Below are 22,936 nucleotides of genomic sequence, written 5' to 3'. Positions count from 1 at the left end.
CACGCCCGCCTTCCCGGAGATCCCCGGTCTCTCGGATCTGTCGCTGCTCGCCGTCGGCGGATACGCGACCATCTTCCGGGCCGTGCAGGGGTCGGTCGGGCGTGAGGTCGCGGTCAAGGTCGAGAACCGCACCATCGACAGCGACCGGGACCGGTCGCGTTTCCTGCGCGAGGCGCGGGCCGCGGGCAAGATGTCCGGGCACCCGCACGTCGCCGACCTGTTCGACGCCGGGGTGACCGCCGACAACCACCCCTACCTGATCATGGAGCTGTACGCGGGCTCTTACCAGGACCGCATGCCGCTGCGCCCGCACGAGGTCCGCGACCTCGGCGTGAAGATCGCCGACGCGCTCGCCGACGCGCACGAGCGCGGCGTGGTGCACCGCGACGTGAAACCGGCGAACATCCTGATCAGCAGCTTCGGCGAGCCCGCCCTGGCCGACTTCGGGCTGGCCATCCTCGCCGAGATACGCGACCCCGACATCACCCTCGACGTGATGACCCCGGCGTACGCCCCGCCCGAGGCGTTCCGCCGCGCCGACCCCGCCGCCGCCGGTGACGTGTACGCGCTCTGCGCCACCCTGTACGCCCTGCTGCGCGGCGCGCCGCCGCGCTGGGAACGCGATCACCCGCCGGGGCTGCTCACGCTGATCGAGATGTTCGCCCTGCCGGTGCCGGACCTGCCCGAGGTGCCCCTCGCGCTGTGCGCGATCCTGCGCCAGGGCATGGACAACGACCCGGCCGCCCGGCCCACCGCGCGGGCCCTCGAAGAGCTGCTGGCCGCCGTCGACCTGGACGGTCCGGCGCAGGAGGACACGTCCACGGTCGACGTCTCGAACGTGGACCCGCCGACCGTCCCCGTCCAGCGGCAGGGTTTCTTCGGCAACCTCATCGACAAACTCTTCCAGTGATCGGATAGACGCCCGCACCTGCGCGTTTGCTTCACCCGCCCGCGCCGGTACGGCACGACGCGCCGCAGGGCGCGTGTCGCCCTCCTTGAACCACTCGTTGCTCTGGTGTCAACAAGCGGTGGAGCACCGAGGAGCAGGTTCACCATGGCGACTCTCGACACCGCGCTGGACCCCCGCGCGCCCTCCTTCCTGGACAACCGAAGCACCGCACAGGCGGGCCTGCGCGCGCTGGACCACGCGCACGCGCAGGCCCGCGACGGCGGTGGCGAAAAGGAGGTCACCCGGCACCACGCCCGCGGCAAGCTGCTGCCCCGCGAGCGCATCGAACTGCTCGTGGACTCCGACACCGCGCTGCTGGAACTGGCCGCCACGGCGGGCCGGGAGGCCGGCGAGCCGGTCGGCGCCGGGCTGGTGACCGCGCTGGGCGTGGTCGACGGCATCGAGTGCATGCTGATCGCCAACGACCCGACCGTGTACGTCGGCGGCCCCGCCCAGGCGGGCCGGGCGAAGTTCGCCCGCGCCGTCGAGCTGGCCGGGCGGCACCTGCTGCCGCTGGTGCTGCTGCTGGAGTCGACGCCCGAGGAGCAGGGCCGCCACGGCCTGCCCGACCCGTGTTTCGCGCGGCTCGGGCGGATGGCCGCCCCGGTGCTCTGCGCCGTCTTCGGCCCGCTCGACGCCTGGCTGGCCCCGCTGCCGGACCTGGCCGACCACACCATCACGGTGCGCGGACGCGCCGACGCCGGACGCATGGACATGGTCGCCGAGGACGAGCGCGACGCGCTGCGCATGGTGCGCCAGACGGTACGGCGGCTGGTCACCTACCAGCGCGGGCCGCAGTCGGACACGGTCGAGCCGCCCCGGTACGACGCTGAGGAGCTGCTCGCCGTCGCCAGCGCGAACCCGGCCGCGGTCACCGAACCGCGCGAGGTGCTGGCCCGCGTGCTCGACGGCTCCGACCTGGACGAGTTCCGCCCGCAGCGGGGCGCCGCGCTGCTGGCCGGGTTCGGCGCGGTGCACGGCCACCCGGTGGCGGTGCTGGCCGCGACCGGCCCGGTGATCGACCCCGACAGCGCCGACAAGGGCGTGGAACTGGTCCGGCTGGCGGGCAAGGCGAACGTGCCCGTGCTCGTACTGGCCAACCCGGCCGGGCACACCCAGGCGGACAGCTCCGCGCTGCTGCTGCGGGCACTGGCCCAGGCCGACCGCATCACCCTGGTGCTGGGCGGCTCGCCCGGCTCCTGGGCGCTGGCCGGGCCGGGCTTCCGGTTCAGCTGGCCGGTGGGCGACCTGTCCACCGAGCCGTACGACGGTGTGATCGACCCGCGCGACAGCCGGACCGTGCTGGGCATCTGCCTATCGGTGAGCGCGTCGCCCGCCCGCAGGGCACCGGGCGGCGCGCCAGAACGTGAGGTGGCGTCATGATCCGCAGACTGCTGGTGGCCAACCGGGGCGAGATCGCCCGCCGCATCTTCGCGACCTGCCGGGCGGTCGGCGTGGAGACCGTCGCGGTCTACTCCATCGCCGACACCGACTCCCCGTACGTCGCCGAGGCCGACTACGCCGTGCAGCTGCCCGGCTCCGCGCCGAGCGCGACGTACCTGCGCGGCGACCTGATCCTGGCGGCGGCCCGCAAGACCGGCGCGGACGCGATCCACCCCGGCTACGGCTTCCTGGCCGAGAACGCCGACTTCGCCGCGATGGTCACCGACGCCGGTCTGACCTGGGTCGGCCCGCCCGCCAAAATCATCTCGGTGATGGCCTCCAAGATCGACGCGAAGGCGCTGCTGGCCGAGGCCGAGGTGCCGGTACTGCCGAGCTGGACCGACCCGTCCGCGGTGGACGAATACCCGGTGCTGGTCAAGGCCGCCATCGGCGGCGGCGGCCGGGGCATGCGCATCGTGCGCGACGCCGACTCGCTCGGCGAGGCGGTCTCCTCCGCCCGGCGCGAGGCCTTCGGCGCGTTCGGCGACTCGACGGTCTTCTGCGAGCGCTACGTCGAGCAGGCCCGCCACATCGAGGTGCAGATCGCGGCCGACCAGCACGGCAACACCGTGACGCTGGGCGAGCGCGAGTGCTCCATCCAGCGCCGCCACCAGAAGATCATCGAGGAGGCCCCGTCCCCGGCCGTCTCCCCGGAACTGCGCGAGAACCTGTGCGCCGCCGCCGTCCTGGTCGCCGAGGCCGTCGGCTACGTCGGCATCGGCACGGTCGAGTTCCTGCTCAGCCCCGACGGGGAGTTCTTCTTCCTGGAGATGAACACCCGGCTGCAGGTCGAGCACCCGGTCACCGAGTGCGTCACCGGCTTCGACCTGGTCCGCCTCCAGATGTACCTGGCCGAGGGCGGGCAGCTGCCGTTCGTGTCCGCGCCGCCGATGCGCGGGCACTCGATCGAGGTCCGGCTGTGCGCCGAGGACCCGGCCAGCAACTGGCTGCCCGCCACCGGGCAGGTGCACCGGTTCGAGGTGCCCGAGGTCTCGGCCCAGTTCCGGCCCATGCTCCAGCCCGGCATCCGGGTCGACTCGGGCGTCGAGCCCGGCACCGTCGTCGGGGTGCACTACGACTCGCTGCTGGCCAAGCTCGTCGCCTGGGCACCGACCCGGTACGAGGCCGCGCGCATGCTCGCCGGAACCCTGACCCGGACCCGCATCCACGGCCTGGTCACCAACCGTGACCTGCTGGTCCGCGTGCTGCGGCACCCGGCGTTCCTCACCGGCCAGATCGACACCGGCCTGCTCGACCGGCAGCCCGAGGTGTTCGCGCCGCTGCTGTCCTCGGTGGAGGCGGTCCGGCTGAGCTGCCTGGCCGCGGCCCTGGCTGCCGCCGCCCGGCGGCGGGCCGCGGCCCCGGTGCAGCGCGGCATCCCGTCCGGCTGGCGCAACGTGCCCACCGGAGCACAGACCGTGGTGTACGACGGACCCGCCGGCCCGGTCGAGGTCGGCTACCGCCTCGACGGCACCGGAGCGCTGGCCCAGTGGTGGGTCCGCGCCGTCGACCCCGAGGAACTCGACCTCGCGGGGCTGGGCCAGGTCGGCCAGATCGACGACCACCCGCCCGTCGCGGTCGTCACCGCCGCCCCGGACGAGGTCGTGCTCGACGTGGCGGGCATCCGCCTGGCCCTGCACGTGCACGAGGTCGGCGCGACCGCGTACGTCGACAGCGCCGAGGGCTCGCTCAGCCTGCGCCGCCTGCCCCGCTTCCCGGAGCCCGTCCAGGAGCTGGAGGAGGGCTCGCTGACCGCCCCGCTGCCCGGCGCGGTGGGCCGCGTCCTGGTCGCCCCCGGCCAGCGCGTCGGTGCTGGAGACCTCCTGCTCACCCTGGAGGCGATGAAACTGGAGCACCCGGTGCACGCCCCCGCCGACGGCGTGGTCGCCGAGGTCCGCGTCCGCCCCGGCGTACTCGTCGACACCGGCGCCCTCCTAGCCGTCCTCACCCCCGCCTGACCCACCCCCTGCCGCAACTCTTGAAGACTCGCGCCCTCAGGCTGGTCCTGAGGGCGCGAGTCTTTAAGAGTTGCTGACGGTCGGCGGAGGCCGGACGGGGGTGGGGGTGGGGGGCAAGAAGGACGTCCCCCGGGGGACTGGATGGTGTCCGGTCCGGGGGACGTCCTGTGGTGGTGCGTTGGCGCCAGCGCGGGTCTTCGGTCAGCGAAAGGGAGTCGCGCTGGTTGCCGGCCTGCCGGCGAGGTGAGGCGGGTGCAGTGTTTCGCCGGTTCCGGTCCGCGGGTGACTTCTCACGTCATCGTGGGCCGTGCCCGCCGGCAGGCCGGACGGCTACTGGTTGGCGGACGCGCCGCCGACGCTCCAGGCGGCCGCGTCGCCGAGCACGCCGACGGCCACGCCGCTGACGTTGATCGGGATCTGGATCGGCGCGTACACCTGGGTGCCGTTCAGGATGCCGTGGTTACCGGCACTGATCATCTTCACGTCACCACCGTGGCGGTGCTTGGCCTGGTGGTTGTGGTGGTCGTGGTCGTGACCGTGGTCCGGGCACGGCTGCGGACGCGGCTTCGGCTTGGGCTTCGGGTGGTGGTTGTGGCCGCCACCGTTGCCGCCGCAGCCGCTGTTGCACGTCGTGCCGGTGCCGCCGCCGTTGCCACCGGTGCTGTTGTTGCCCTCGGCGGCGTCGCTCTCGGTGTCGAACCGGCCCGTGGTGCCGACCGCGTCCAGCGCGTCGAGGTCGATCGCGTCGGCGCCGCGCGCCACGCCCTGGTTGCCCAGCATGCCGCCGACGACCGGCAGGCCGCCCTTGGTCAGGCCGCCGACCAGCGGCAGGCCGCCGTCACCGAGGTTGCCCACCAGCGGCAGGCCGCCGTTGCCGAGGCTGCCGACCAGCGGCAGGCCGCCCTTGGTCAAGTTGCCCACCAGCGGGAGACCGCCGTTGCCGAGGCCGCCGACCAGCGGCAGGCCGCCCAGCAGGTCACCGGACTCGGTCGACTCACGGTCGTAGTCGCCGCCGCAGTGGCTGTCGCACTGGTGCTTCTTCTTCTTGTGGTGGTCGCCGTGCATGTCGGCGCTCGCGCCGCCCTTGCACTTGGCCGCGGCGTTGCCCAGCACGCCCGCGGCGACGCCGCACACGTTGATCGGCGCCTGGATGGGCGCGAAGACCTGGGTGCCGTTCAGGACGCCGTGGTTGTTGGTGCTGATCAGACGGGCGTCGAAGACACCGTCGAGCTCGGCGGCGCTGCCACCGGTGCAGCTCGCGATCGCGTCGCCGCCCACACCCGCGGCGATGCCGCAGAGGTTGATCGGAGCCTGGATCGGAGCGAAGACCTGGGTGCCGTTGGCGACCCCGGTGTTGCCCGCACTGATGACGGTGGCCTCGGCGTACGCGGCGGTGCCGGTGGCCATGACTGCGCCGGCAGTGAGCGCGCCGGCCTTCAGTGAGCGTCGAACCCACGTGTTCATAGTGGTAGGGACCTCTTTCGATCGTCGGAGACATCCGACCGACCGATCGAGGCGGCGAGAGAGGTGTCCAGTTCGCCCAGACACAGGCGAAAGGTCACCGCACGATCGGTCACTGTGGACACGTCTAGCCGCGCTCAATGTGCGAGGTTCGCGACCAGTGGGACCAACGAAGTCCCACCGGGGCTGACATGTCGGCGACAAGTTCCCGACACTTTGACCAGCCAATATGTACAGGTATGTCCGGATTTGAACCCAGTCCACCAGGTTCCGCGGATCGCCCGTCGCAACACCTAACGACGCGGACTCTCATCCGTCGCTCGGCCCACCGGCACCAACCGAACGTATGACTGATCCGTTCCCCGAGCGGTGTCACGCACCGGGGCCGGACATGGGTGCGCCCACCGTCTCCCGCCGGCGGGCGGGGAGGTGGGCGCGTGGTGCGGAAGGTCAGACGCGCGCGCGGCGGGCCAGGCGCTCCGGGTCCAGGATGATGACGCTCTTACCGTCCAGGCGCAGCCAGCCGCGCGAGGCGAAGTCGGCCAGGGCCTTGTTCACCGTCTCGCGGGAGGCGCCGACGAGCTGCGCCAGCTCCTCCTGGGTGAGGTCGTGGGTCACCCGGAGCACGCCGCCGTCGCGGGTGCCGAAGCGGCCCGCCATCTGCAGCAGGTTCTTGGCGACCCGGCCGGGCACGTCGGTGAAGATGAGGTCGGCCAGCGCGTCGTTGGTGCGGCGCAGGCGGCGGGCCAGCACGCGCAGCAACTGCTCGGCGATCTCGGGCCGGTTGTTCAGCCACGGGCGCAGGGCCTGCTTGCGCAGCCGCGCCAGGCGCACGTCGGTCACCGCGGTGGCGGTGGCGGTGCGCGGTCCGGGGTCGAACAGGGACAGCTCGCCGAGCATGTCGGAGGGCCCCATCACGGAGACGAGGTTCTGCCGGCCGTCAGCGGCGCGTCGACCCAACTTGATCTTGCCGGAGAGTACGATATAGAGGCTGTCGCCCGGCTCGCCCTCGTTGAACACGATCTCGCCCTTGCGGATCTCGATCGTTTCCATCTCACGAGCAAGCGCCTCGGCGGCCTCCGGGTCGACACCCTGGAAGATCCCGCTACGAGCCAGCACCTCGTCCATCGCCTACCTCCATCGACGCGGATCGTGGGCATACCGTGGATTAACTCGTCGCTACACGTACGCCGCGCGAGGTCAGTCTAGGCGCACGCAGGTGGCAACCGGACGCCAACCCCCGTAATCCTGCGACCTGCTCCGGTGCCGGTCATGGCACTGGGCGGGTAGAGTGCCCGGCGATGTCCACACACCCCCTGAGCCGCCCCGATACCCCCGCAACGTCCGCGCAAACGCCGCCCCGCTCCACCCTGGACCGGGTGTTCGGATCGCTTCGCGCGCGTCCGGGGGTCTCCGCCGCGGGCGCGATCGTGCTGCTTGTCACAGTCGCCGGCCTCGGCTTCTCCGCGCTGACCTCGCCCGCTGACGCGGTCGAGGCGCAATGGCACGCGCCCGAGGGTGCCGCCGTCGCGCCGACGACCGCGCCCGCCGAGCCGTCCGCGGCACCGACGGCCAACGCCATCAGTATGTCCGCGACCGGCGACATCATCATGGGCGACGCGCCGCAGGATCTTCCGCCGAACGGCGGTAAGGGCTACTTCGACAAGATCAAGCCCCTGCTGCCCGCGGATCTGGTGATGGGCAACCTGGAGCAGCCGATCACGGACGAGACGGGCACCGGCAAGTGCCCGCAGCCCAAACCTGGCGAGCCGGTCAACTGCCACCAGTTCCGGGTGCCGCCGTCCTATGCCGGTCACCTGGTGGACGCCGGGTTCGACCTGCTCAACACGGCCAACAACCACAGCCGCGACTACGGTCAGGCCGGGTTCACCAACACCCAGCGGGCGCTGGACGCGGCCGGGCTCAAGCACACCGGGGCCACCAACCAGATCACGGTGGTCGAGGTCAAGGGCGTGAAGGTGGCGGTGCTGGGCTTCTCGTCGTACGCCGGGAACAACAGCCTGATCAACCTGACCTCGGCCAAGAAGGTCGTGGCCAAGGCCGCGGAGCAGGCCGACCTGGTCGTGGTGCAGGTGCACATGGGCGCCGAGGGCGCCGAGAAGAGCCACGTGCGGCCGGGCACCGAGACCTATCTCGGTGAGAACCGGGGCAACCCGCACGCCTTCGCGCGCGCCGTGATCGACGCCGGGGCCGACCTGATCATCGGGCACGGCCCGCACGTGGTGCGCGGCATGGAGTTCTACAAGGGCCGCCTCATCGCGTACAGCCTGGGTAACTTCGCCGGTGGCGGCCAGCTGCGCAGCGAAGGCCGCCTGGGCTGGGGCGGGGTGCTGAAGGTGACCCTGAACCCCGATGGCAGCTTCGTCTCCGGCCAGTTCCAGTCCACGATCTTCAGTGGGACACACGGCGTGCCGCAGCCGGACACCAAGGAACGCGCGCTCGGGCTGATCAGCCAGATGACGAAGGAGGACTTCGGCAAGACCGGCGCGGTCCTGAGCGCGGACGGGGCGATCGGCGCACCCGCGACGTAGGCTCTCTGCCGTGGTAACGGTGACGGGCGAGACCGAGCTGGCGCGCAAGCGCCGGGTCAGGCGGATGGCGCGGGAGCTCGCCGTCATCCATCCTGACGCGCACTGCGAGCTGGACTTCACCGACCCGCTGGAGCTGGCGGTCGCCACCATCCTGTCGGCGCAGTGCACCGACGTGCGGGTCAACCTGACGACGCCGGCCCTGTTCGCGAAGTACCGCACGGCGGCCGACTACGCCGGGGCGGACCGCGTCGCGCTGGAGGAGATGATCCGCCCGACCGGCTTCTTCCGGAACAAGGCGGCCTCCCTGATGGGCCTAGGCCAGCAGCTCGTCGACCGGTTCGGCGGCGAACTGCCGCGTACGCTGGCGCAGCTGGTGACGTTGCCCGGCATCGGCCGCAAGACCGCCAACGTGATCCTGGGCAACGCCTTCGGGGTCCCCGGCATCACCGTGGACACTCACTTCCAGCGACTGGTCAACCGCTGGGCCTGGACCGGCGAGACCGACCCGGTCAAGATCGAACACGCGGTCGGGGCGCTGGTCGAGAAGCGCGACTGGACGATGCTGTCGCACCGGGTGATCTTCCACGGCCGCCGGGTCTGCCACGCCCGCAAACCCGCCTGCGGGGCCTGCCCGCTGGCGAGCATGTGCCCGTCGTACGGCATCGGCCCGGTCGACCCCGCCGAGGCGGTCAAACTGCTCAAGGGCCCGCGCACCGCCGAGATCGCGGCTCTCGCCGGGATCGGCGCATGAGCGCCCCCGGCCGTCCCGGCGCAACGCGCCGAACCCCGTCGCGACGGACCTCACCTGCCCGCAGGCCGCACTTTCCCGGAAAGCGCGTGCTCATGGCCGCCGCACTGGCGGCACTACTGGCCGGATGCACCGGACCGGGCGCGACCGAGCCGAACGAGCCGGTGCCGCAGCCCTTCAAGGCCTGCACCTCACTGACCGGCGGCGGCTCCCCGGCCCCTGCGGCGTCGCCCCCCGCGCCGACGTCCAGCCCTGCGCTGTCGAGCCCCGGACCGTCGCGCCCCGCGGGCACCCCGACGACCGGCGTGCAGGACGCGATCGGGCCGACTCCCGGCGGCCCGGAGACCCCGATCGGGAGTCTGCCCTCGCTGCGCGCGACCCCCGTCGCCCCGTCCGGAGCCGCCGCGTCCAGCGGCCCGAAGACCAAGACGATCCGGCTGCCGGAACTGGCCCTGGAGTGCATGGCCGGGGGCGACCCCGTGCGGCTGGCCGACCTGCGCGGGCCGCTCGTCATCAACCTGTGGGCGTCCTGGTGCGCGCCGTGCCGCAAGGAGCTGCCCGCGTTCCAGCGCTTGGCCGACGGCGGCCGGGTGCCGGTGCTCGGCGTGGTCACCGAGGACAGCCGCGACGCCGCCGCCTGGCTCGCCGACGAGCTGAAGGTCAGCCTGCCGAGCGTGTACGACCGGTCCGGCGCGCTCAAGGCCGCCGTGGGCGAGAACGTCCTGCCGATCACGCTGTTCGTCGGCCCGGACGGCACCGCGAAGGTCTACCGCGACGTCGCGCTGACCGACCAGACCCTCGGCGAACTCGTCCAGCAGCACTTCGGTGGGGGGAAGGCATGAGCGACGTGGTGACCCGGCAGCCGCCGGCGTGGTTCGAGCCGCTGCTGACCAGGGTGCGCGCCGCGCGCGCCGTCGACTTCACCCGCATCCCGACGCCCGACGAGGGCGGTCGCCCGGCCGCGGTGCTCATCCTGCTGGCCGAGGGCGAGCAGGGGCCCGACGTGCTGATCATGCAGCGCTCCGCGACCATGCGTAACCACGCGGGCCAGCCCGCCTTCCCCGGCGGCGCGGTCGAGCCGGAGGACGCCGACCTGACCGCGACCGCGCTGCGTGAGGCGAGCGAGGAGGTCGGGCTCGACCCGGCCAGCGTCACCGTGCTCGCCCAGCTGCCCACGCTGTGGATCCCGGTCACCGACTTCCTGGTCACGCCGGTGCTGGCGTGGTGGCACACGCCGCATCCGGTCGGCGCGCACGACCCGCGCGAGGTGGCCCACGTGGCCCGGCTGCCACTGGCCGAGCTCGCGGACCCGGACCACCGGCTGCGGGTGCGCCACTCCAGCGGGTGGATCGGCCCGGCCTTCCAGTCGCGCGGCATGCTCGTCTGGGGCTTCACCGCCGGTGTGCTGTCCACCCTGCTGGACCTCGGCGGCTGGGCGCGGCCCTGGCCGACCGATCGGATCGAAGCCCTGCCCACTCCGCCCGCCACGCTTAGTGGCACCGCCGATGTCCCTTCCGTAGGCTGAGCCGATGTCGATCGTCGACGGTGTCCTGATCCTGCTGCTGCTGCTGTTCGGGGTGAGCGGCTACCGGCAGGGTTTCGTGGTGGGCATGCTCTCGTTCATCGGGTTCTTCGGCGGCGCCCTGATCGGCCTGCAGCTCGGGCCGCTGCTGGCCGGGTTCGCCGACGACTCGGTGGTCAAACTCGTGGTGTCGCTCATCGCGGTGTTCGGCCTGGCCGTGCTCGGTCAGTCGCTGGCCGGCTGGTGGGGCGGCAAGCTGCGGCGGGCGATCACCAACCGGGCCGGGCAGACCGTCGACGACCTGGGCGGCGCGGTGGTCTCGGTCATCGCCGTGTCACTGGTGGCCTGGCTGGTCGCGGTGCCGCTGAGCGACGCCTCCCAGCCGTGGCTGGCCAAGGCGGTGCGCAGCAGCAGCCTGCTGTCGGCCATCGACTCGGTGATGCCGGGCGAGGCGAAGACCCTGACCGAGGCGCTGCGCGACACCGTCGACACGAACGGCTTCCCCGAGGTGTTCGGCGACCTGGTGCCCACCCAGGTCAAGGAGGTGCCCGCGCCGGATCCGAAGCTGGCCGGGTCGCAGGTCGTGCTGAACGCCAAGAAGTCCGTGGTCAAGGTGCTCGGCAGCGCGCCGAGCTGCAGCCGCCGCATCGAGGGCTCCGGGTTCGTCTTCGCCGACGAGCACGTGATGACCAACGCGCACGTGGTGGCGGGCACGAAGACGATCCGCATCGAGCTCAACGGAGCCCGGCTGACGGGCAAGGTCGTGGTGTACGACCCGGAGCGCGACCTCGCCGTGATCCATGTGCCGTCGCTGAACGCCCCCGTGATGCGCTTCGCGAACTCGCCCGCCAAGACCGGGGCCGACGCGATCGTGCTGGGCTTCCCGCTGGACGGGCCGTACAACGCGCAGTCGGCGCGGGTGCGCGACGTCGGCGACATCACCGGCCCCGACATCTACGAGGACGGCACCGTCACCCGCGAGGTCTACACCATCCGTGGCCTGGTACGCAGCGGAAACTCGGGCGGCCCGCTGGTCGGCTCGGACGGCAGCGTGCTCGGCGTGATCTTCGCCGCGGCCGCCGACGACCCGAACGTCGGGTACGCCGTCACCGCCGACGAGGCCTCCACGGTCGCCCTGATGGGCCGCACCCGGACCAGCGCCGTCGGCACCGGCAAGTGCGCCTGAGCCTCCGGCAGCCGAGCCGCTGACCAGCGCACAGCGCCCTCGGCGGCCACCATGCGCTGGCGGCGTCAACGGCTGTAGGGCAGCCTGTTCGAACGCAGGCCCGCGCGGCGTAGCGCGGTGACCGCTCCACCGGTCAGCGCGACGACCCCGACCAGGGCCAGGTTCAGCCCGCCGCGCTCGCGACGGGGCAGTGCCCCGGGAGGGGCGGTGGCGGACGGCGACGCGGCCGGTGTGGGTGTGCCCGACGGGTGCGGCGGTGCGGTGCCGAAGCCCGCCTTGCCCGGCCGCGGGGCGGTGTCCAGCGTGTTCACCCGGACCGGGGCGACCTCGGCGGTGAGCGCGGCGACCGGGTCGACCAGCCCGTAGCCGAAACTGTCGTCGCGCCCGGCCGGGCCGAGGTCCTGCGCGGTCTTGATCAGGCGCTGCACCACGTCGGCGGCGGGCATGTCCGGCCAGCGGGACCGCACCAGCGCCGCGGTCGCTGAGACCAGCGGGGCGGCGAAGCTCGTGCCCTGCACCTTCCAGTAGCCGCCGGGCCGCGCGCCGACCAGGTCCGTGCCGGGTGCGGCCAGCACCGCCTGCGCGCCGGTCAGCGAGCCCTGCCAGAGCTGGTGCTGGGTGCCGGGGGCGATCGCGGTGACGGCGAGCACGCCCGGTTCGCGGGCCGGATACCAGATCTCGGTCGGGCCGCCGGTGCTGACGTTGCCGACGCAGGCCACCACGACGACGTCCTTGTCGAACGCGTAGTCGATGGCCTCGGCCAGCGCCTCGCTGGCGGAGCCGCCGCCCAGCGACAGGTTGATCACCTTCGCGTCGTGGTCGACCGCCCAGCGGACTCCCTCGGCGACCACCCGTGAGTCGTCGTACTTGTTGTCCTTGTCGAGCACCCGCACCGGCAGGATCTTCGCCTTCGGCGCGAGGCCGACCACCCCGCGGCCGTCGTCGGACCGGCCCGCGATCAGCGCGGCGACGGTCGTGCCGTGGCCGACCGGGTCGTCGCGGCCGTTGCCGGAGTTGTCCACCAGGTCGAGCCCGCTCAGCACCTGGCCGTTCAGGTCGGGGTGCTCGCCGACGCCGGAGTCGACCACGGCGACGGTGACGCCCGCGCCGTCGGCCAGCTGCCAGGCGCGGTCGGCCTTCAGCGTGGCCAGTTGCCACTGGTCGTCGGCGGTTCCGCCGCGCGACGCCCGCTGCTCGGCGGCGGCCCGCTGCTGCACCACGTCCAGCGCGGGCACGTCCTGCGGTGTGGTCGCGGCGAGGCTGCCGGCGGCGGCCAGGGTCAGTGCGCCCACGACACGTAGCAGCGCCGTCGCATCTTTCCGCGGCACGGCGCTGACCAGTCGGGTCGTCCGGAGTCTGGGCACAGTTCCGCCATTCTCACACGGCTTTCCGCCGGGAGAAAGAATTGCCGCTCGTCAAGCTGACGCGAGCGGCCGGAGGCTACGCCGCCCAGCCCTGGATCAGTCCGTAGACGTCGAGCACCCAGGCCGCGACCGGCACCACCGACACGACCACGAGCAGGTCGAACAGGTCCGCCGCGCGGCCGATGTACGGGGAGGGGGGCTTGCGGGACCAGGTCTGCCCGGCGAGCACGACGACCATGGCCAGCACCACGGTGCCGACCGCGAAGAACGCGCGGCTGCTGCCCTCGGACAGCCACACCGCCGCGCCCAGCAGCAGCAGGTGCCCGAACAGGCCCGCGACGACCAGCGGCACCCGCTGGCGCACCGTGACGAACAGGCGCGAGCGCAGCAGCAGCGCCGTCGCGCACACCGCGACGAGCACCCGGCCCGCCGTGCCGCCCGAGACGACCAGGATCAGCCCGGCCGCCGCCATCAGTACGGCGTATCCGATGAGCATGCCCGTGAGCAGCTCCTCCGAGCGCGCCACGGCCGCGAACACGCGGGAACGGTCGGGCAGGTCCGTGGCCGCCCCACGGCTCGCCGGAACCGTCGCGAACGCGTTCTCGCCGTCGGCCGGGCGCGGCGGGACCACCGAGGGCACCGGCACCTTGCCGAACCGGATGGCCAGCACCGGCACCAGGCCGATACCGCAGACCAGGGCGCTGACCAGGACCGCGGCCGCACCGGCCGCACCGAGCCCGGACAGCAGCGCGGTCAGCGCGCCGAGCAGGCCCGCCGTGCCGCCGGCGGTGAACACGCGCAGGCCGTGGCCCACGCCCGCGGCCCCGAGCATCGCGAACAGCAGCACCGCCACGCAGCCGACGAGCAGCTGGGCCGCGCCGAGCCAGGACGGCAGCCCCGGCACGCCCGCGCCGTCGGCCCCACCGAGCACCAGCGCGCCGCCCGCGAACGCGTACGGCAGCGCGAAGCCCGCCAGCGCGCTGCCGGTGATGCCGTCGCCGTACGCCCGCGACGCCAGCACGCCGCCGACCAGCAGCAGCACCGCGACGGTCAGGCCGAGGTAGCCGCCCGGCGTCCACTGCGGACCGCCGTGCACCAAGGCCAGCACGCCCGCCACGAGCAGCACGCCCGCACCGACCAGGGTGGCCATGCGGGTCGCCGCCGGAGTCCACACGGTGCCGCGGCGGCGCGCGCCCTCGGCGATCGCCTCGACGACGTCGTCGTACTCCAGCTCCGGCCACTGCTCCTGAGCGGGCACCAGGTGCAGGATCTCACCGTCGCGGACCGACTGCTGCTGCAGCGACTGCGTCTCGGTCAGCGGGCTGCCGTCGGGGCGGCGCAGCACCCAGCCGCCGTGCTGCTCGCCGTCGTCGGCGAGCCCGACCCCGGCGTGACGCAGCAGATCCGGGAGCAGATCCACCACCGTCACCTGCTCGGGCAGCGCCACGTCGACGCGGCGCTGCGGCGTGTGCAGCGTGATGCGGGCAAGGCCGGTGGGGGACGCGGTCGTGGCGACGGGGTAGCTCACCCGGTACGTCTACCACGTCGCGCCACGGTGCGTCATCCCGCGCCGTTCCCGCGCACGGGCGCGGAAACCTGGCATGGCCTAGCATGGCGGGCGGCCGACCGTCTTGGGGAGGGCGTCGCAATGGGTACGGTGATCGTCAAGCGGGCGCCCCGGCGGCCCGCGCCGGAGATCCCGGCCGGAGAGCTCGTCATCGACGCTCCACCGGAGATTCCGCAGGCCGCGGGTGGCCGCTGGCAGCAGGCCATGATGATCCTGCCGATGCTGGGCAGCGGCCTGGGCATGGCGATGATGGTCGGCCGCGGCAACGGCGACAAGATGTCCTATGTGGCCGGCGGCATGATGGGCGTCTCCAGCCTCGGCATGATCGCGGCGAGCCTGATGAACGGGGCCGGTCAGCCCAAGAAGGCCGAGATGATGGCCGCCCGCCGCGAATACCTGCGCCACCTGGCCGGGCTGCGCCGCCGCGCCCGCCAGACCGTCCAGCAGCAGCGTACCGGCCTGTACTACCGCCACCCCGACCCGCAGCGCCTGTGGTCCACGGTGGACAGCTTCCGGCTCTGGGAGCGCCGCCCGCACGACCCCGACTTCGGCATCGTGCGCGTGGGCATCGGCCCGCAGTCGCTGGCCACCCCCCTGCTGCCGCCCGAGACGCGCCCGCTGGAGGAGCTGGAGCCGATGACGGCGGGGGCGCTGCGGCGCTTCCTCGACGCGTACTCCGTGGTCCCCGATCTGCCGGTGGCGCTGTCCGTGCGCGGCTTCGGCCGGGTGTTCCTGCGCGGGGACACCGCCGCGCCGCGCAACGACGGCATGTACAGCAGCAACACGGCCACGGCGGGCTCCGCCGCCGACCACCGCGACGGCGGCGACGTGCACGGCCTGGCCCGCGCGATGCTCGCGCAGCTCGCCGTGTTCCACGCGCCCGACGACCTGATCATCGCGATCTGCGGCTCGTCCTACCGCCGCGAGGCGTGGGACTGGGCCAAGTGGCTGCCGCACCACCAGCACCCGAGCAAGGTCGACGCGCTCGGCCCGGCCCGGCTGTTCGCCACCTCCGCCCAGGAGATGGAGGGCCTGCTCGCCGAGGTGCTCGCGGGCCGCCCGCGCTTCGGCGGCGGTGAGGGCGCGCCGCACGTCGTCGTCGTGCTCGACGGCGCGGACATGGCCGGGTCGGGGCAGCTCGCCCTGCCCGAGGGCCTGTCCGGCATGACCATCCTCGACCTGGACTCCCCGCCGCCCCGCCTGCTGGAACGCGGCATGCTGACCCTGGAGGTGCGCGGCCGCGAGCGGGCCCTGCACACCGTCACCTCGGCGTCGGTCGCCGAGGTGGGTGTCGCCGACCGGCTCAGCGTGATCGAGGCCGAGGCGCTGGCCCGCCGCCTGGCCCCGCTGCGGCTGTCCGCCACGACCATCACCAGCAGCAACGCGATGACGTCGGAGAAGGGCCTGGCCGACCTGCTCGGCATCCCCGACCCGGAGCGCTTCGACGTGGCGTACGGCTGGTCGCCGCGCGCGAGCCGCAACATGCTGCGGGTCCCGCTCGGCGTCGGTCCGGACGGCTCGCCGGTCGAACTCGACATCAAGGAGTCGGCGCAGGACGGTATGGGACCGCACGGCCTACTCGTCGGCGCGACCGGCTCCGGCAAGTCGGAGCTGCTGCGCACGCTGGTGCTCGGCCTGGCCGCGACGCACTCGTCCGAGCAGCTCAACTTCGTGCTGGTCGACTTCAAGGGCGGCGCGACGTTCGCCTCGCTGGACCGGCTGCCGCACACCTCCGCGGTCATCACCAACCTGGAGGGCGAGAGCCACCTGGTCAACCGCATGGGCGACGCGATCACCGGTGAGGTGCTGCGCCGCCAGGAGCTGCTACGGGCCGCGGGCAACTTCGCCAACCTCAAGGACTACGAGAAGGCGCGTACGGGCGGCGCGGCGCTGGCCCCGCTGGCCTCGCTGTTCATCGTCTGCGACGAGTTCTCCGAGCTGCTGACCGCCAACCCCGACTTCATCGACATCTTCGTCCAGATCGGCCGGGTCGGCCGGTCCATCGGCATCCACCTGCTGCTGGCCAGCCAGCGCCTGGAGGAGGGCCGCCTGCGCGGTCTGGACACCCACCTGTCGTACCGCATCGGCCTGCGCACCTTCTCCGCGATGGAGTCGCGGGCCGTGCTGGGCGTCGGCGACGCCTACGACCTGCCCAAGGCCCCCGGCCACGGCTACCTGAAGTTCGGCTCGGAGCCCCTGCAGCGCTTCAAGGGCGCGTACGTGTCCGGCTCGTTCAAGAAGGCCGGGGAGACCGCCGCGCGCCGCGTCGACGGCCGCGACCTGGTCTACGACTTCAGCAACCACTTCGTGCCGGTGCCGCAGCGCCCGGCGAACGCCGAACCCGAGGTCAACTGGGATGTCCGCCCGGGCGAGAGCCTGATGGACGTCATGATCGAGCGCATGGTCGGCCAGGGCCCGCCCGCGCACCAGGTGTGGCTGCCGCCGCTGGACGTCTCCGACCCGCTCGACCTCGCCTTCGGGCAGCTCGGCCTCGTCGAGGGCCGGGGCCTGACGGTCGCCAACCCGGATCTGCGCGGCGCGCTGCGGGTGCCGGTCGCCATCGTCGACAAGCCCGCCCAGCAGCTGCGCGACCTGCAATGGCTGCGGCTGGGCGACGGCGCGGCCGGGCACGTGGCGATCGCGGGCGGCGGCCAGAGCGGCAAGTCGACGCTGCTGCGCACGCTGATCACCGGCCTGGCGCTGACCCATACGCCGCAGGAGGCCCAGGTCTACTGCCTGGACTTCGGTGGCGGCTCGCTCGGCGCGCTGCGCGAACTGCCGCACGTCGGCGGCGTCGCCGGACGCCAGGACGCGCTGATGGTCCGGCGCACCGTCAGCGAGGTCGCGCAGCTGCTCAACATGCGCGAGACCCGCTTCGCCGAGCAGGGCATCGAGTCGATGGCCGCCTACCGGCGGCTGCGCGCGGCGGGACGGTTCACCGACGACCCGTACGGCGACGTGTTCCTGGTCGTGGACGGCTGGAGCACGCTGAAGGAGAGCTACGAGGACCTGGACCCGGTCATCACGGACTTCGCGACCCGCGGTCTGGCGTACGGCGTGCACGTCGTGGCGACCTCGCTGCGCTGGCGCGACTTCCGGGCCAACATCCAGGACCAGTTCGGCAGCAAGATCGAGCTGCGGCTGGGCGACCCGAGCGACACCATCTGCCGGGTACGCAAGATCGCGCCCCAGGTGCCGTCGCGCCCCGGCTTCGGCCTCACCCCCGACGGCCTGTTCTCGCTCGCGCTGCGGCCCGACGTCGACGCCGTCGGCAACCGCGACGAACTGATCCAGCACATCGCCAAGCACTGGGACGGCATGCCCGCGCCCCGGGTGCGCATGCTGCCCAGCGTGTACGCGTACGAGCGGATGCCGCTGGAGACCGGCGGCGAGTGGACGCTGCCGATCGGCCTCGCCGACGATCTCACCCCGGCGACCGTCGACTTCTACGCCGACGTGCACCTCACGGCGTTCGGCGAGAGCGAGAGCGGCAAGTCGACGCTGCTGCGCCAGATCGCCCGGACGATCACCCAGCGGTACACGCCCGACCAGGCCAAGATGATCATCATCGACCCGCGGCGCAGCCTGCTCGGCGCGGTGACCACCGAACACCAGCTCGCCTACATCAGCAACCTGTCCCAGATCCGCGACTACGTCGAGGCGATCCGGGTCCGGATGGAGGAGCGGCGGCCGCCCGACGGCACCCGCCCGCAGGACATGCCGCTGCGGCCGTGGCTGGCCGGGCGCGGCGAGTTCTTCCTCATCGTCGACGACTACGACGTGGTCGTCTCCGGCGGCAGCCACCCGATCGAGCCGCTGGCCGACTTCCTGTTCCAGGCCCGCGACGTCGGCCTGCACCTGATCGCGGCCGCGGGCGCCAACTGGGGCGGCAACCGGTCCAGCTACGACACGGCGCTGTCACGCCTGGCCGCCGCCAACGCGCCGTACCTCATGCTCTCCGCCGAGAACATCGTCACCGCACCGTTCGGCAGCCGCATGAAGTACGACCGCATGCCCCCCGGCCGTGGCCGCCTCATCACCCGCCGCGGCTCCCGCCTGGTCCAACTCGCCGAACTCCCCGCCTTCTAACCGCCTGAACCAGCCCACCCGCCAGACCGCCCACCCGCGGGGTCTCGGCGGCCTCCAGGCCTCGCCGCCCGGCGGCCTCCGGCCCCCGCCGCCCCCGCCCGGCGGCCTCCGGCCGCCCCCTGCCGCAACTCTTAAAGACTCGCGGCCTCAGGACAGTCCTGAGGCCGCGAGTCTTTAAGAGTTGCGAACGTGTGGTCGGCCTCAGTGGCCGCCGTCCTCCTTGGCACGCGCGTAGGAGCGCACGATCTCGGCTTCGGCCTCGGTGCGGCCGACCCAGGTCGCGCCCTCGACGCTCTTGCCGGGCTCCAGGTCCTTGTAGACCTCGAAGAAGTGCTGAATCTCCAGGCGGTCGAACTCGGCCACGTGATGGATGTCACGCAGGTGCTCCAGGCGCGGGTCGTCGGCCGGCACGCAGAGGACCTTGTCGTCGCCGCCCTTCTCGTCACGCATGCGGAACATGCCGATCGCGCGGCACTTGATCAGACAGCCCGGGAACGTCGGCTCCTGGACCAGCACCAATGCGTCGAGCGGGTCGCCGTCCTCGCCGAGGGTGTTCTCGATGAACCCATAGTCGGCGGGGTACTGGGTGGAGGTGAAAAGGGTGCGATCCAGCCGGATCCGCCCGGTCTTGTGGTCGACCTCGTACTTGTTGCGCTGCCCCTTAGGGATCTCAACCGTGACGTCGAAATCCATTTCACACTCCCATTGGCCTGTTAGTTCGCCGACGTTGGCGAATTTTAGCTAGTCTCGCCTGGCTGGTTTCGGGCATCGGAGGAGGGCCGCTTTGGGGAGGCAAGGTTCACACTACGGGGCCGAACCCGGAGATGCCGCGGGTTCGCCGTCCGGCCCGCCGGGCGAGTGGGTGTGGAACGGGCAGGAGTGGGCTTGGCAGGCCCGCAGCGGTTATCCACAGGCTTCGGACCAGCAAAGCAGCGGGTATCCACCGGCTTATCCACAGAGCGCAAGCCCCCGACCGGGTGGTTATCCACAGGATGTGCACAGCACTCCCCAGGATCGACAGACTTACGACAGTCGTCCACAGGCCGCCCCGTACGGCAATCAACAGGCGTACGGCAACCCGCAGGGTGCTGCCGCTCACGGCCAGCCCCAGCCCGGCCAGCCCGATTCCTACGGCTCCACCCCGGCCGCACCCGGCCGCGGCTCCGCCCAGGTCCCGCAGGCCCAGGTGTCCCCAGGCCGCGGCTCCGCCCAGGTTCCCCAAAGCCCGGTCTCGCCGGGTCACGGATCAGGCCGCGTCCCGCAAGGCCCGGTCTCACCGGGTTACGGTGCTGCCCAGGTCCCACAGGGACAGCCCGGTTACGGCTCGGCCCAGGCTTCGCAGGGCCAGCCGGGCTACGGCTCGGCCCAGGTTCCCCAAGGACAGCCCGGCTACGGATCGGCCCACGCACCGCAGGGCCAGTACGGCTCCCCGCAGGCACCACGCGGCCAGGGTCCCGCAGGTCATGGCTTCGCCCAAGGGCCGCAGGGCGCGGCGATGCCGTCGGGCGGTCCGAACCCGGCGACCCGGCCCGGTGAGTACGGCCGCCCCGCCGAGCCCGAGTCCGTCGCCCCTAAGGCAGGCAAGCCGAAGAAGCGCCGCAAGGGCGTGCTCGTCACCGCGCTCACGCTGGTAGTCGCGCTCGGTGCGGGACTCGCCGGGGTCGCCGTGTTCAAGCCCGACCTGATGTCGAACCTGCTGGATACCCCCGACTGGCAGTCGCCCAGCGCGGCACCGCCCGCCGAACCGGCCGCCGCGCCGGTGCTGGCGGCCCTGACCGACGCCCCGATCCCCGACGCCGCCCAGCTGAAGAAGATCCTCGACCCGCTGGTGATCGGTTCGCCGCTGGGCAGCAGCGTCAGCGCCTCGGTGGTCGACGTCACCACGGGCGAGGTCCTCTACGAACGCGCGCCCACCGAAATGATCACCCCGGCGTCGAACACCAAGCTGGTGACGGCGGCGGCCGTCCTCGTCACGCGGGGTCCCGACTACCGGATCGCCACGCGGGTGGTGGCCGGGCCGAACCCGGGCGAGGTGGTACTGATCGGCGCGGGTGACGCCACCCTCGGTGTGACCTCGAAGAAGTTCTACGAGGGTGCGGCCCAGCTCGACGATCTCGCGGCACAGGTCAAGAAGGCGATGGGCAGCACCCCGATCACCAAGGTGATCACCGACGGGAGCCTGTACGCCGGGCCTGTCACGTCGCCCGACTGGCCGTCGGACACCCTGAGCGAGGGCACCGTCTCCCGGATCACCGCATTGATGATCAACGGTACGCGGTCCAACCTCAAGCAGCAGGTGATGCCGTTCACGTGGTACGGCGATCCCGAACGTGCCGCCGGTGACGCGTTCGCGAAGCTGCTCGGGCAGACCACCAGCGCCAAGGGCAAGGCCCCCGTGGCGGCAGCCACCGGCTCGGCGGGTCCGTCGCCACAGGGCAGCGCTGCCGCGGCCGGACCTCCGGCACCGGGTACGGAACTCGGTGTGGTGCATTCGGCGCCGCTGCTGCGCCAGGTCGAGCAGATGCTGACCGAGAGCGACAACACGCTGGCCGAGGCGCTGGCGCGCCAGGTCGCGCTGGCCAAGGGCCAGCCCGCCTCGTTCGCCGGGGCCATCGCCGCGCTGGAGCAGGTGGTGACCGAACTCGGGCTGGACGCGACGCAGAGCGACCTGCTGGACGGCTCCGGCATGTCGCCCAAGAACAAGATCTCGCCGAAGGTGCTGACCGGACTGCTGGTCAAGGCGGCAGGCGGCACCGACTCGCACCTTTCCGACTTCTTCAACGGCCTGCCGGTGGCCGGCTGGTCGGGCACGATGCAGGCGCGGTTCGCCAAGTCTAAGGCGGCATTCGGCGTGGTACGGGCGAAGAGCGGCACCCTCAACGGCGTCAATGCGCTCGGCGGTGTCGTGCAGACCGCCGACGGGCGCCTGCTGGCCTTCGCGGTGCTCGCCGACGGTGTACCGGTCGACCGGGACACCGCCCAGAACGCGCTCGACAGGATAGCGGCGGCGGTCGCCGTCTGCGGCTGCCGCTGAACTCCTCAGCCGCCGGTCAGCTCACCTGACCGGCGGCTGACTGCCTTCCCGCCCGGCAGCAGCGTCGGGCCCTGCCCGTGCCAGGTCGTGACCAGGGCGTCCAGGGCCGCGACGTGGCGGTGGGTCAGCGCCGCGCGGGGCGCGCCCAGCTCCGCGGCCCACGCGTGCAGCACGCGGGTACGCAGCGCCGTCGGCAGCCCGCCCAGCTCCGCGACGGACAACCCGGCGGGCGTACGGCAGCGGCGCAGCGCATCCCCGGCCAGCTCGTCGAGCAGGTCGGCGTCCGCGCCGAGCAGGGCCGCGGACCGGGCCAGATTGGCCACCACCCCCTCGCCGAGCGCGGCGACCAGCGCGGGGAGCGCGTCGGCCCGCACCCGCGACCGGGCGTACGAAGGATCGGTGTTGTGCGGGTCCTCCCACGGCACCAGGTTCTGCGCCGCGCAGGCGGCCCGGCAGGCCGAACGCGGCACGTCCAGCAGTGGCCTGCTGAACCTGGCTCCGCCGTGTTCCCGATGCGCGGGCATCCCGGCCAGCCCGCGCGGTCCGGCCCCGCGTGCCAGCGCCAGCAGCACCGTCTCGGCCTGATCGTCGCGGGTGTGTCCGAGCAGGACCGTCGCCGCACCGAGCCGCCGGGCCGCTTCGGCCAGCGCCGCGTACCGCGCCTCCCGCGCCGCCGCCTCCGGCCCGCCCCGCCCGCCGACCTCGACCGTCGCGACCTCGACCGGCTCGAACCCCTGCTCCCGAGCCCACCGCGCGACCTGCTCAGCCCGTCCCGCCGACCCCTCCTGCAACTGATGGTCGACGGTCACCAACCCGGCCCGCCACCCCTCCCGCCGCGCCACGAAAGCAGCCCCCGCCGCCAGCGCCAGCGAATCCACCCCACCCGAACAAGCCACCAAAACCAACCGCCGCCCCCACTCGCCCCCCGCCCGGCCGACTTCCGGCCGCCCTCCCTCCTGCCGCAACTCTTTAAGACTTGCGGCCTCCGCACCCCCCTGAGAGCGCGACTCTTTAAGAGTTGCGGCAGGGGTGGGGGCAGGGGCGGGCGGGGGCGAGGGCGGGG

Annotated in this window: 15 protein-coding genes and 1 pseudogene; 10 read left to right on the top strand and 6 right to left on the bottom strand. The window is 72.7% G+C overall.

Features of this window, described 5'->3' with window-relative positions; genetic code table 11:
- Positions 1-19: 19 nt before the first annotated feature.
- The 3 genes and pseudogenes from HAV40_RS14560 to HAV40_RS14550 all read left to right on the top strand — a co-directional run.
- A pseudogene (locus tag HAV40_RS14560) lies at positions 20-799 on the top strand (serine/threonine-protein kinase); the annotation flags it as partial.
- Between the two features lie 255 nt (positions 800-1,054).
- Entirely contained in the window at positions 1,055-2,332 is a 1,278-nt protein-coding gene (locus HAV40_RS14555) for a carboxyl transferase domain-containing protein (RefSeq protein ID WP_166381522.1), read from the top strand.
- The gene (locus tag HAV40_RS14550; RefSeq protein ID WP_166381521.1) at positions 2,329-4,350 is read left to right on the top strand and encodes an acetyl/propionyl/methylcrotonyl-CoA carboxylase subunit alpha; all 2,022 of its coding nucleotides are present in this window, start codon (positions 2,329-2,331) and stop codon (positions 4,348-4,350) included. The genes HAV40_RS14555 and HAV40_RS14550 overlap by 4 nt, the downstream gene beginning before the upstream one ends.
- Positions 4,351-4,680: 330 nt before the next feature.
- Here the strand turns inward: HAV40_RS14550 and HAV40_RS14545 are convergent, their stop codons facing one another.
- Positions 4,681-5,757 (bottom strand): chaplin family protein, encoded by a 1,077-nt coding sequence (locus HAV40_RS14545; protein ID WP_166381520.1) that lies wholly within the window; start codon positions 5,755-5,757, stop codon positions 4,681-4,683.
- 504 nt (positions 5,758-6,261) lie between these two features.
- Positions 6,262-6,939, bottom strand: coding sequence for a Crp/Fnr family transcriptional regulator (locus tag HAV40_RS14540; RefSeq protein WP_120317442.1), 678 nt, complete (start codon positions 6,937-6,939; stop codon positions 6,262-6,264).
- Positions 6,940-7,190: 251 nt separating this feature from the next.
- Between HAV40_RS14540 and HAV40_RS14535 the strand changes: the two genes are divergently transcribed.
- The 5 genes from HAV40_RS14535 (at position 7,191) to HAV40_RS14515 (ending at position 11,819) form a co-directional block, all read left to right on the top strand.
- Positions 7,191-8,363, top strand: a complete 1,173-nt coding sequence (locus HAV40_RS14535; protein ID WP_409364961.1) for a CapA family protein — start codon at positions 7,191-7,193, stop codon at positions 8,361-8,363.
- Positions 8,364-8,373: 10 nt separating this feature from the next.
- Positions 8,374-9,114 (top strand): endonuclease III, encoded by a 741-nt coding sequence (gene nth, locus HAV40_RS14530; protein WP_203671225.1) that lies wholly within the window; start codon positions 8,374-8,376, stop codon positions 9,112-9,114.
- A 92-nt stretch (positions 9,115-9,206) separates the two neighbouring features.
- Positions 9,207-9,953, top strand: a complete 747-nt coding sequence (locus HAV40_RS14525) for a TlpA family protein disulfide reductase (RefSeq protein WP_166381518.1) — start codon at positions 9,207-9,209, stop codon at positions 9,951-9,953.
- A complete protein-coding gene (locus HAV40_RS14520) occupies positions 9,950-10,636 on the top strand; it encodes an NUDIX hydrolase (RefSeq protein ID WP_203671227.1) in 687 nt (228 codons plus the stop codon). The genes HAV40_RS14525 and HAV40_RS14520 overlap by 4 nt, the downstream gene beginning before the upstream one ends.
- 4 nt (positions 10,637-10,640) lie before the next feature.
- Positions 10,641-11,819, top strand: coding sequence for a MarP family serine protease (locus tag HAV40_RS14515; RefSeq protein ID WP_166381517.1), 1,179 nt, complete (start codon positions 10,641-10,643; stop codon positions 11,817-11,819).
- 65 nt (positions 11,820-11,884) lie between these two features.
- On the opposite strand, the gene mycP is transcribed toward HAV40_RS14515, so the two are convergent.
- On the bottom strand, positions 11,885-13,111 hold the full coding sequence (gene mycP / locus HAV40_RS14510; RefSeq protein WP_420837235.1) for a type VII secretion-associated serine protease mycosin: 1,227 nt from the start codon (positions 13,109-13,111) through the stop codon (positions 11,885-11,887).
- Positions 13,112-13,259: 148 nt separating this feature from the next.
- Positions 13,260-14,711, bottom strand: coding sequence for a type VII secretion integral membrane protein EccD (gene eccD, locus HAV40_RS14505; protein ID WP_166381515.1), 1,452 nt, complete (start codon positions 14,709-14,711; stop codon positions 13,260-13,262).
- A gap of 120 nt (positions 14,712-14,831) precedes the next feature.
- On the opposite strand from eccD, the gene eccCa reads away from it, so the two are divergent.
- Positions 14,832-18,839 carry a type VII secretion protein EccCa gene (gene eccCa, locus HAV40_RS14500; protein ID WP_166381514.1) on the top strand — a complete coding sequence of 1,336 codons (4,008 nt, stop codon included), beginning with the start codon at positions 14,832-14,834 and terminating at the stop codon, positions 18,837-18,839.
- A gap of 201 nt (positions 18,840-19,040) precedes the next feature.
- On the opposite strand, the gene HAV40_RS14495 is transcribed toward eccCa, so the two are convergent.
- Complete coding sequence (locus tag HAV40_RS14495) at positions 19,041-19,532, bottom strand: inorganic diphosphatase (RefSeq protein ID WP_155391294.1); 492 nt, start codon at positions 19,530-19,532, stop codon at positions 19,041-19,043.
- An 802-nt stretch (positions 19,533-20,334) separates the two neighbouring features.
- Between HAV40_RS14495 and dacB the strand changes: the two genes are divergently transcribed.
- Positions 20,335-21,873 carry a D-alanyl-D-alanine carboxypeptidase/D-alanyl-D-alanine endopeptidase gene (dacB, locus tag HAV40_RS14490; RefSeq protein WP_166381513.1) on the top strand — a complete coding sequence of 513 codons (1,539 nt, stop codon included), beginning with the start codon at positions 20,335-20,337 and terminating at the stop codon, positions 21,871-21,873.
- Between the two features lie 5 nt (positions 21,874-21,878).
- On the opposite strand, the gene tilS is transcribed toward dacB, so the two are convergent.
- Positions 21,879-22,778, bottom strand: a complete 900-nt coding sequence (gene tilS / locus HAV40_RS14485) for a tRNA lysidine(34) synthetase TilS (RefSeq protein ID WP_239086157.1) — start codon at positions 22,776-22,778, stop codon at positions 21,879-21,881.
- Between the last annotated feature and the right edge of the window lie 158 nt (positions 22,779-22,936).

It is taken from the genome of Catellatospora methionotrophica (assembly GCF_011297335.1).
Lineage (GTDB): Bacteria > Actinomycetota > Actinomycetes > Mycobacteriales > Micromonosporaceae > Catellatospora > Catellatospora methionotrophica.
The sequence above is the reverse complement of the archived record's forward strand: the minus strand, read 5'-3'. Positions and strand labels throughout refer to the sequence as shown.

What these genes read in the sequence shown, in the direction of transcription:
- HAV40_RS14555 (WP_166381522.1), top strand. Translation starts at nt 1,055, where the DNA reads ATGGCGACTCTCGACACCGCGCTGGACCCCCGCGCGCCCTCCTTCCTG.
- HAV40_RS14550 (WP_166381521.1), top strand. Translation starts at nt 2,329, where the DNA reads ATGATCCGCAGACTGCTGGTGGCCAACCGGGGCGAGATCGCCCGCCGC.
- HAV40_RS14545 (WP_166381520.1), bottom strand. Translation starts at nt 5,757, where the DNA reads ATGGCCACCGGCACCGCCGCGTACGCCGAGGCCACCGTCATCAGTGCG.
- HAV40_RS14540 (WP_120317442.1), bottom strand. Translation starts at nt 6,939, where the DNA reads ATGGACGAGGTGCTGGCTCGTAGCGGGATCTTCCAGGGTGTCGACCCG.
- HAV40_RS14525 (WP_166381518.1), top strand. Translation starts at nt 9,207, where the DNA reads ATGGCCGCCGCACTGGCGGCACTACTGGCCGGATGCACCGGACCGGGC.
- HAV40_RS14520 (WP_203671227.1), top strand. Translation starts at nt 9,950, where the DNA reads ATGAGCGACGTGGTGACCCGGCAGCCGCCGGCGTGGTTCGAGCCGCTG.
- HAV40_RS14515 (WP_166381517.1), top strand. Translation starts at nt 10,641, where the DNA reads ATGTCGATCGTCGACGGTGTCCTGATCCTGCTGCTGCTGCTGTTCGGG.
- eccCa (WP_166381514.1), top strand. Translation starts at nt 14,832, where the DNA reads ATGGGTACGGTGATCGTCAAGCGGGCGCCCCGGCGGCCCGCGCCGGAG.
- HAV40_RS14495 (WP_155391294.1), bottom strand. Translation starts at nt 19,532, where the DNA reads ATGGATTTCGACGTCACGGTTGAGATCCCTAAGGGGCAGCGCAACAAG.
- dacB (WP_166381513.1), top strand. Translation starts at nt 20,335, where the DNA reads ATGCCGTCGGGCGGTCCGAACCCGGCGACCCGGCCCGGTGAGTACGGC.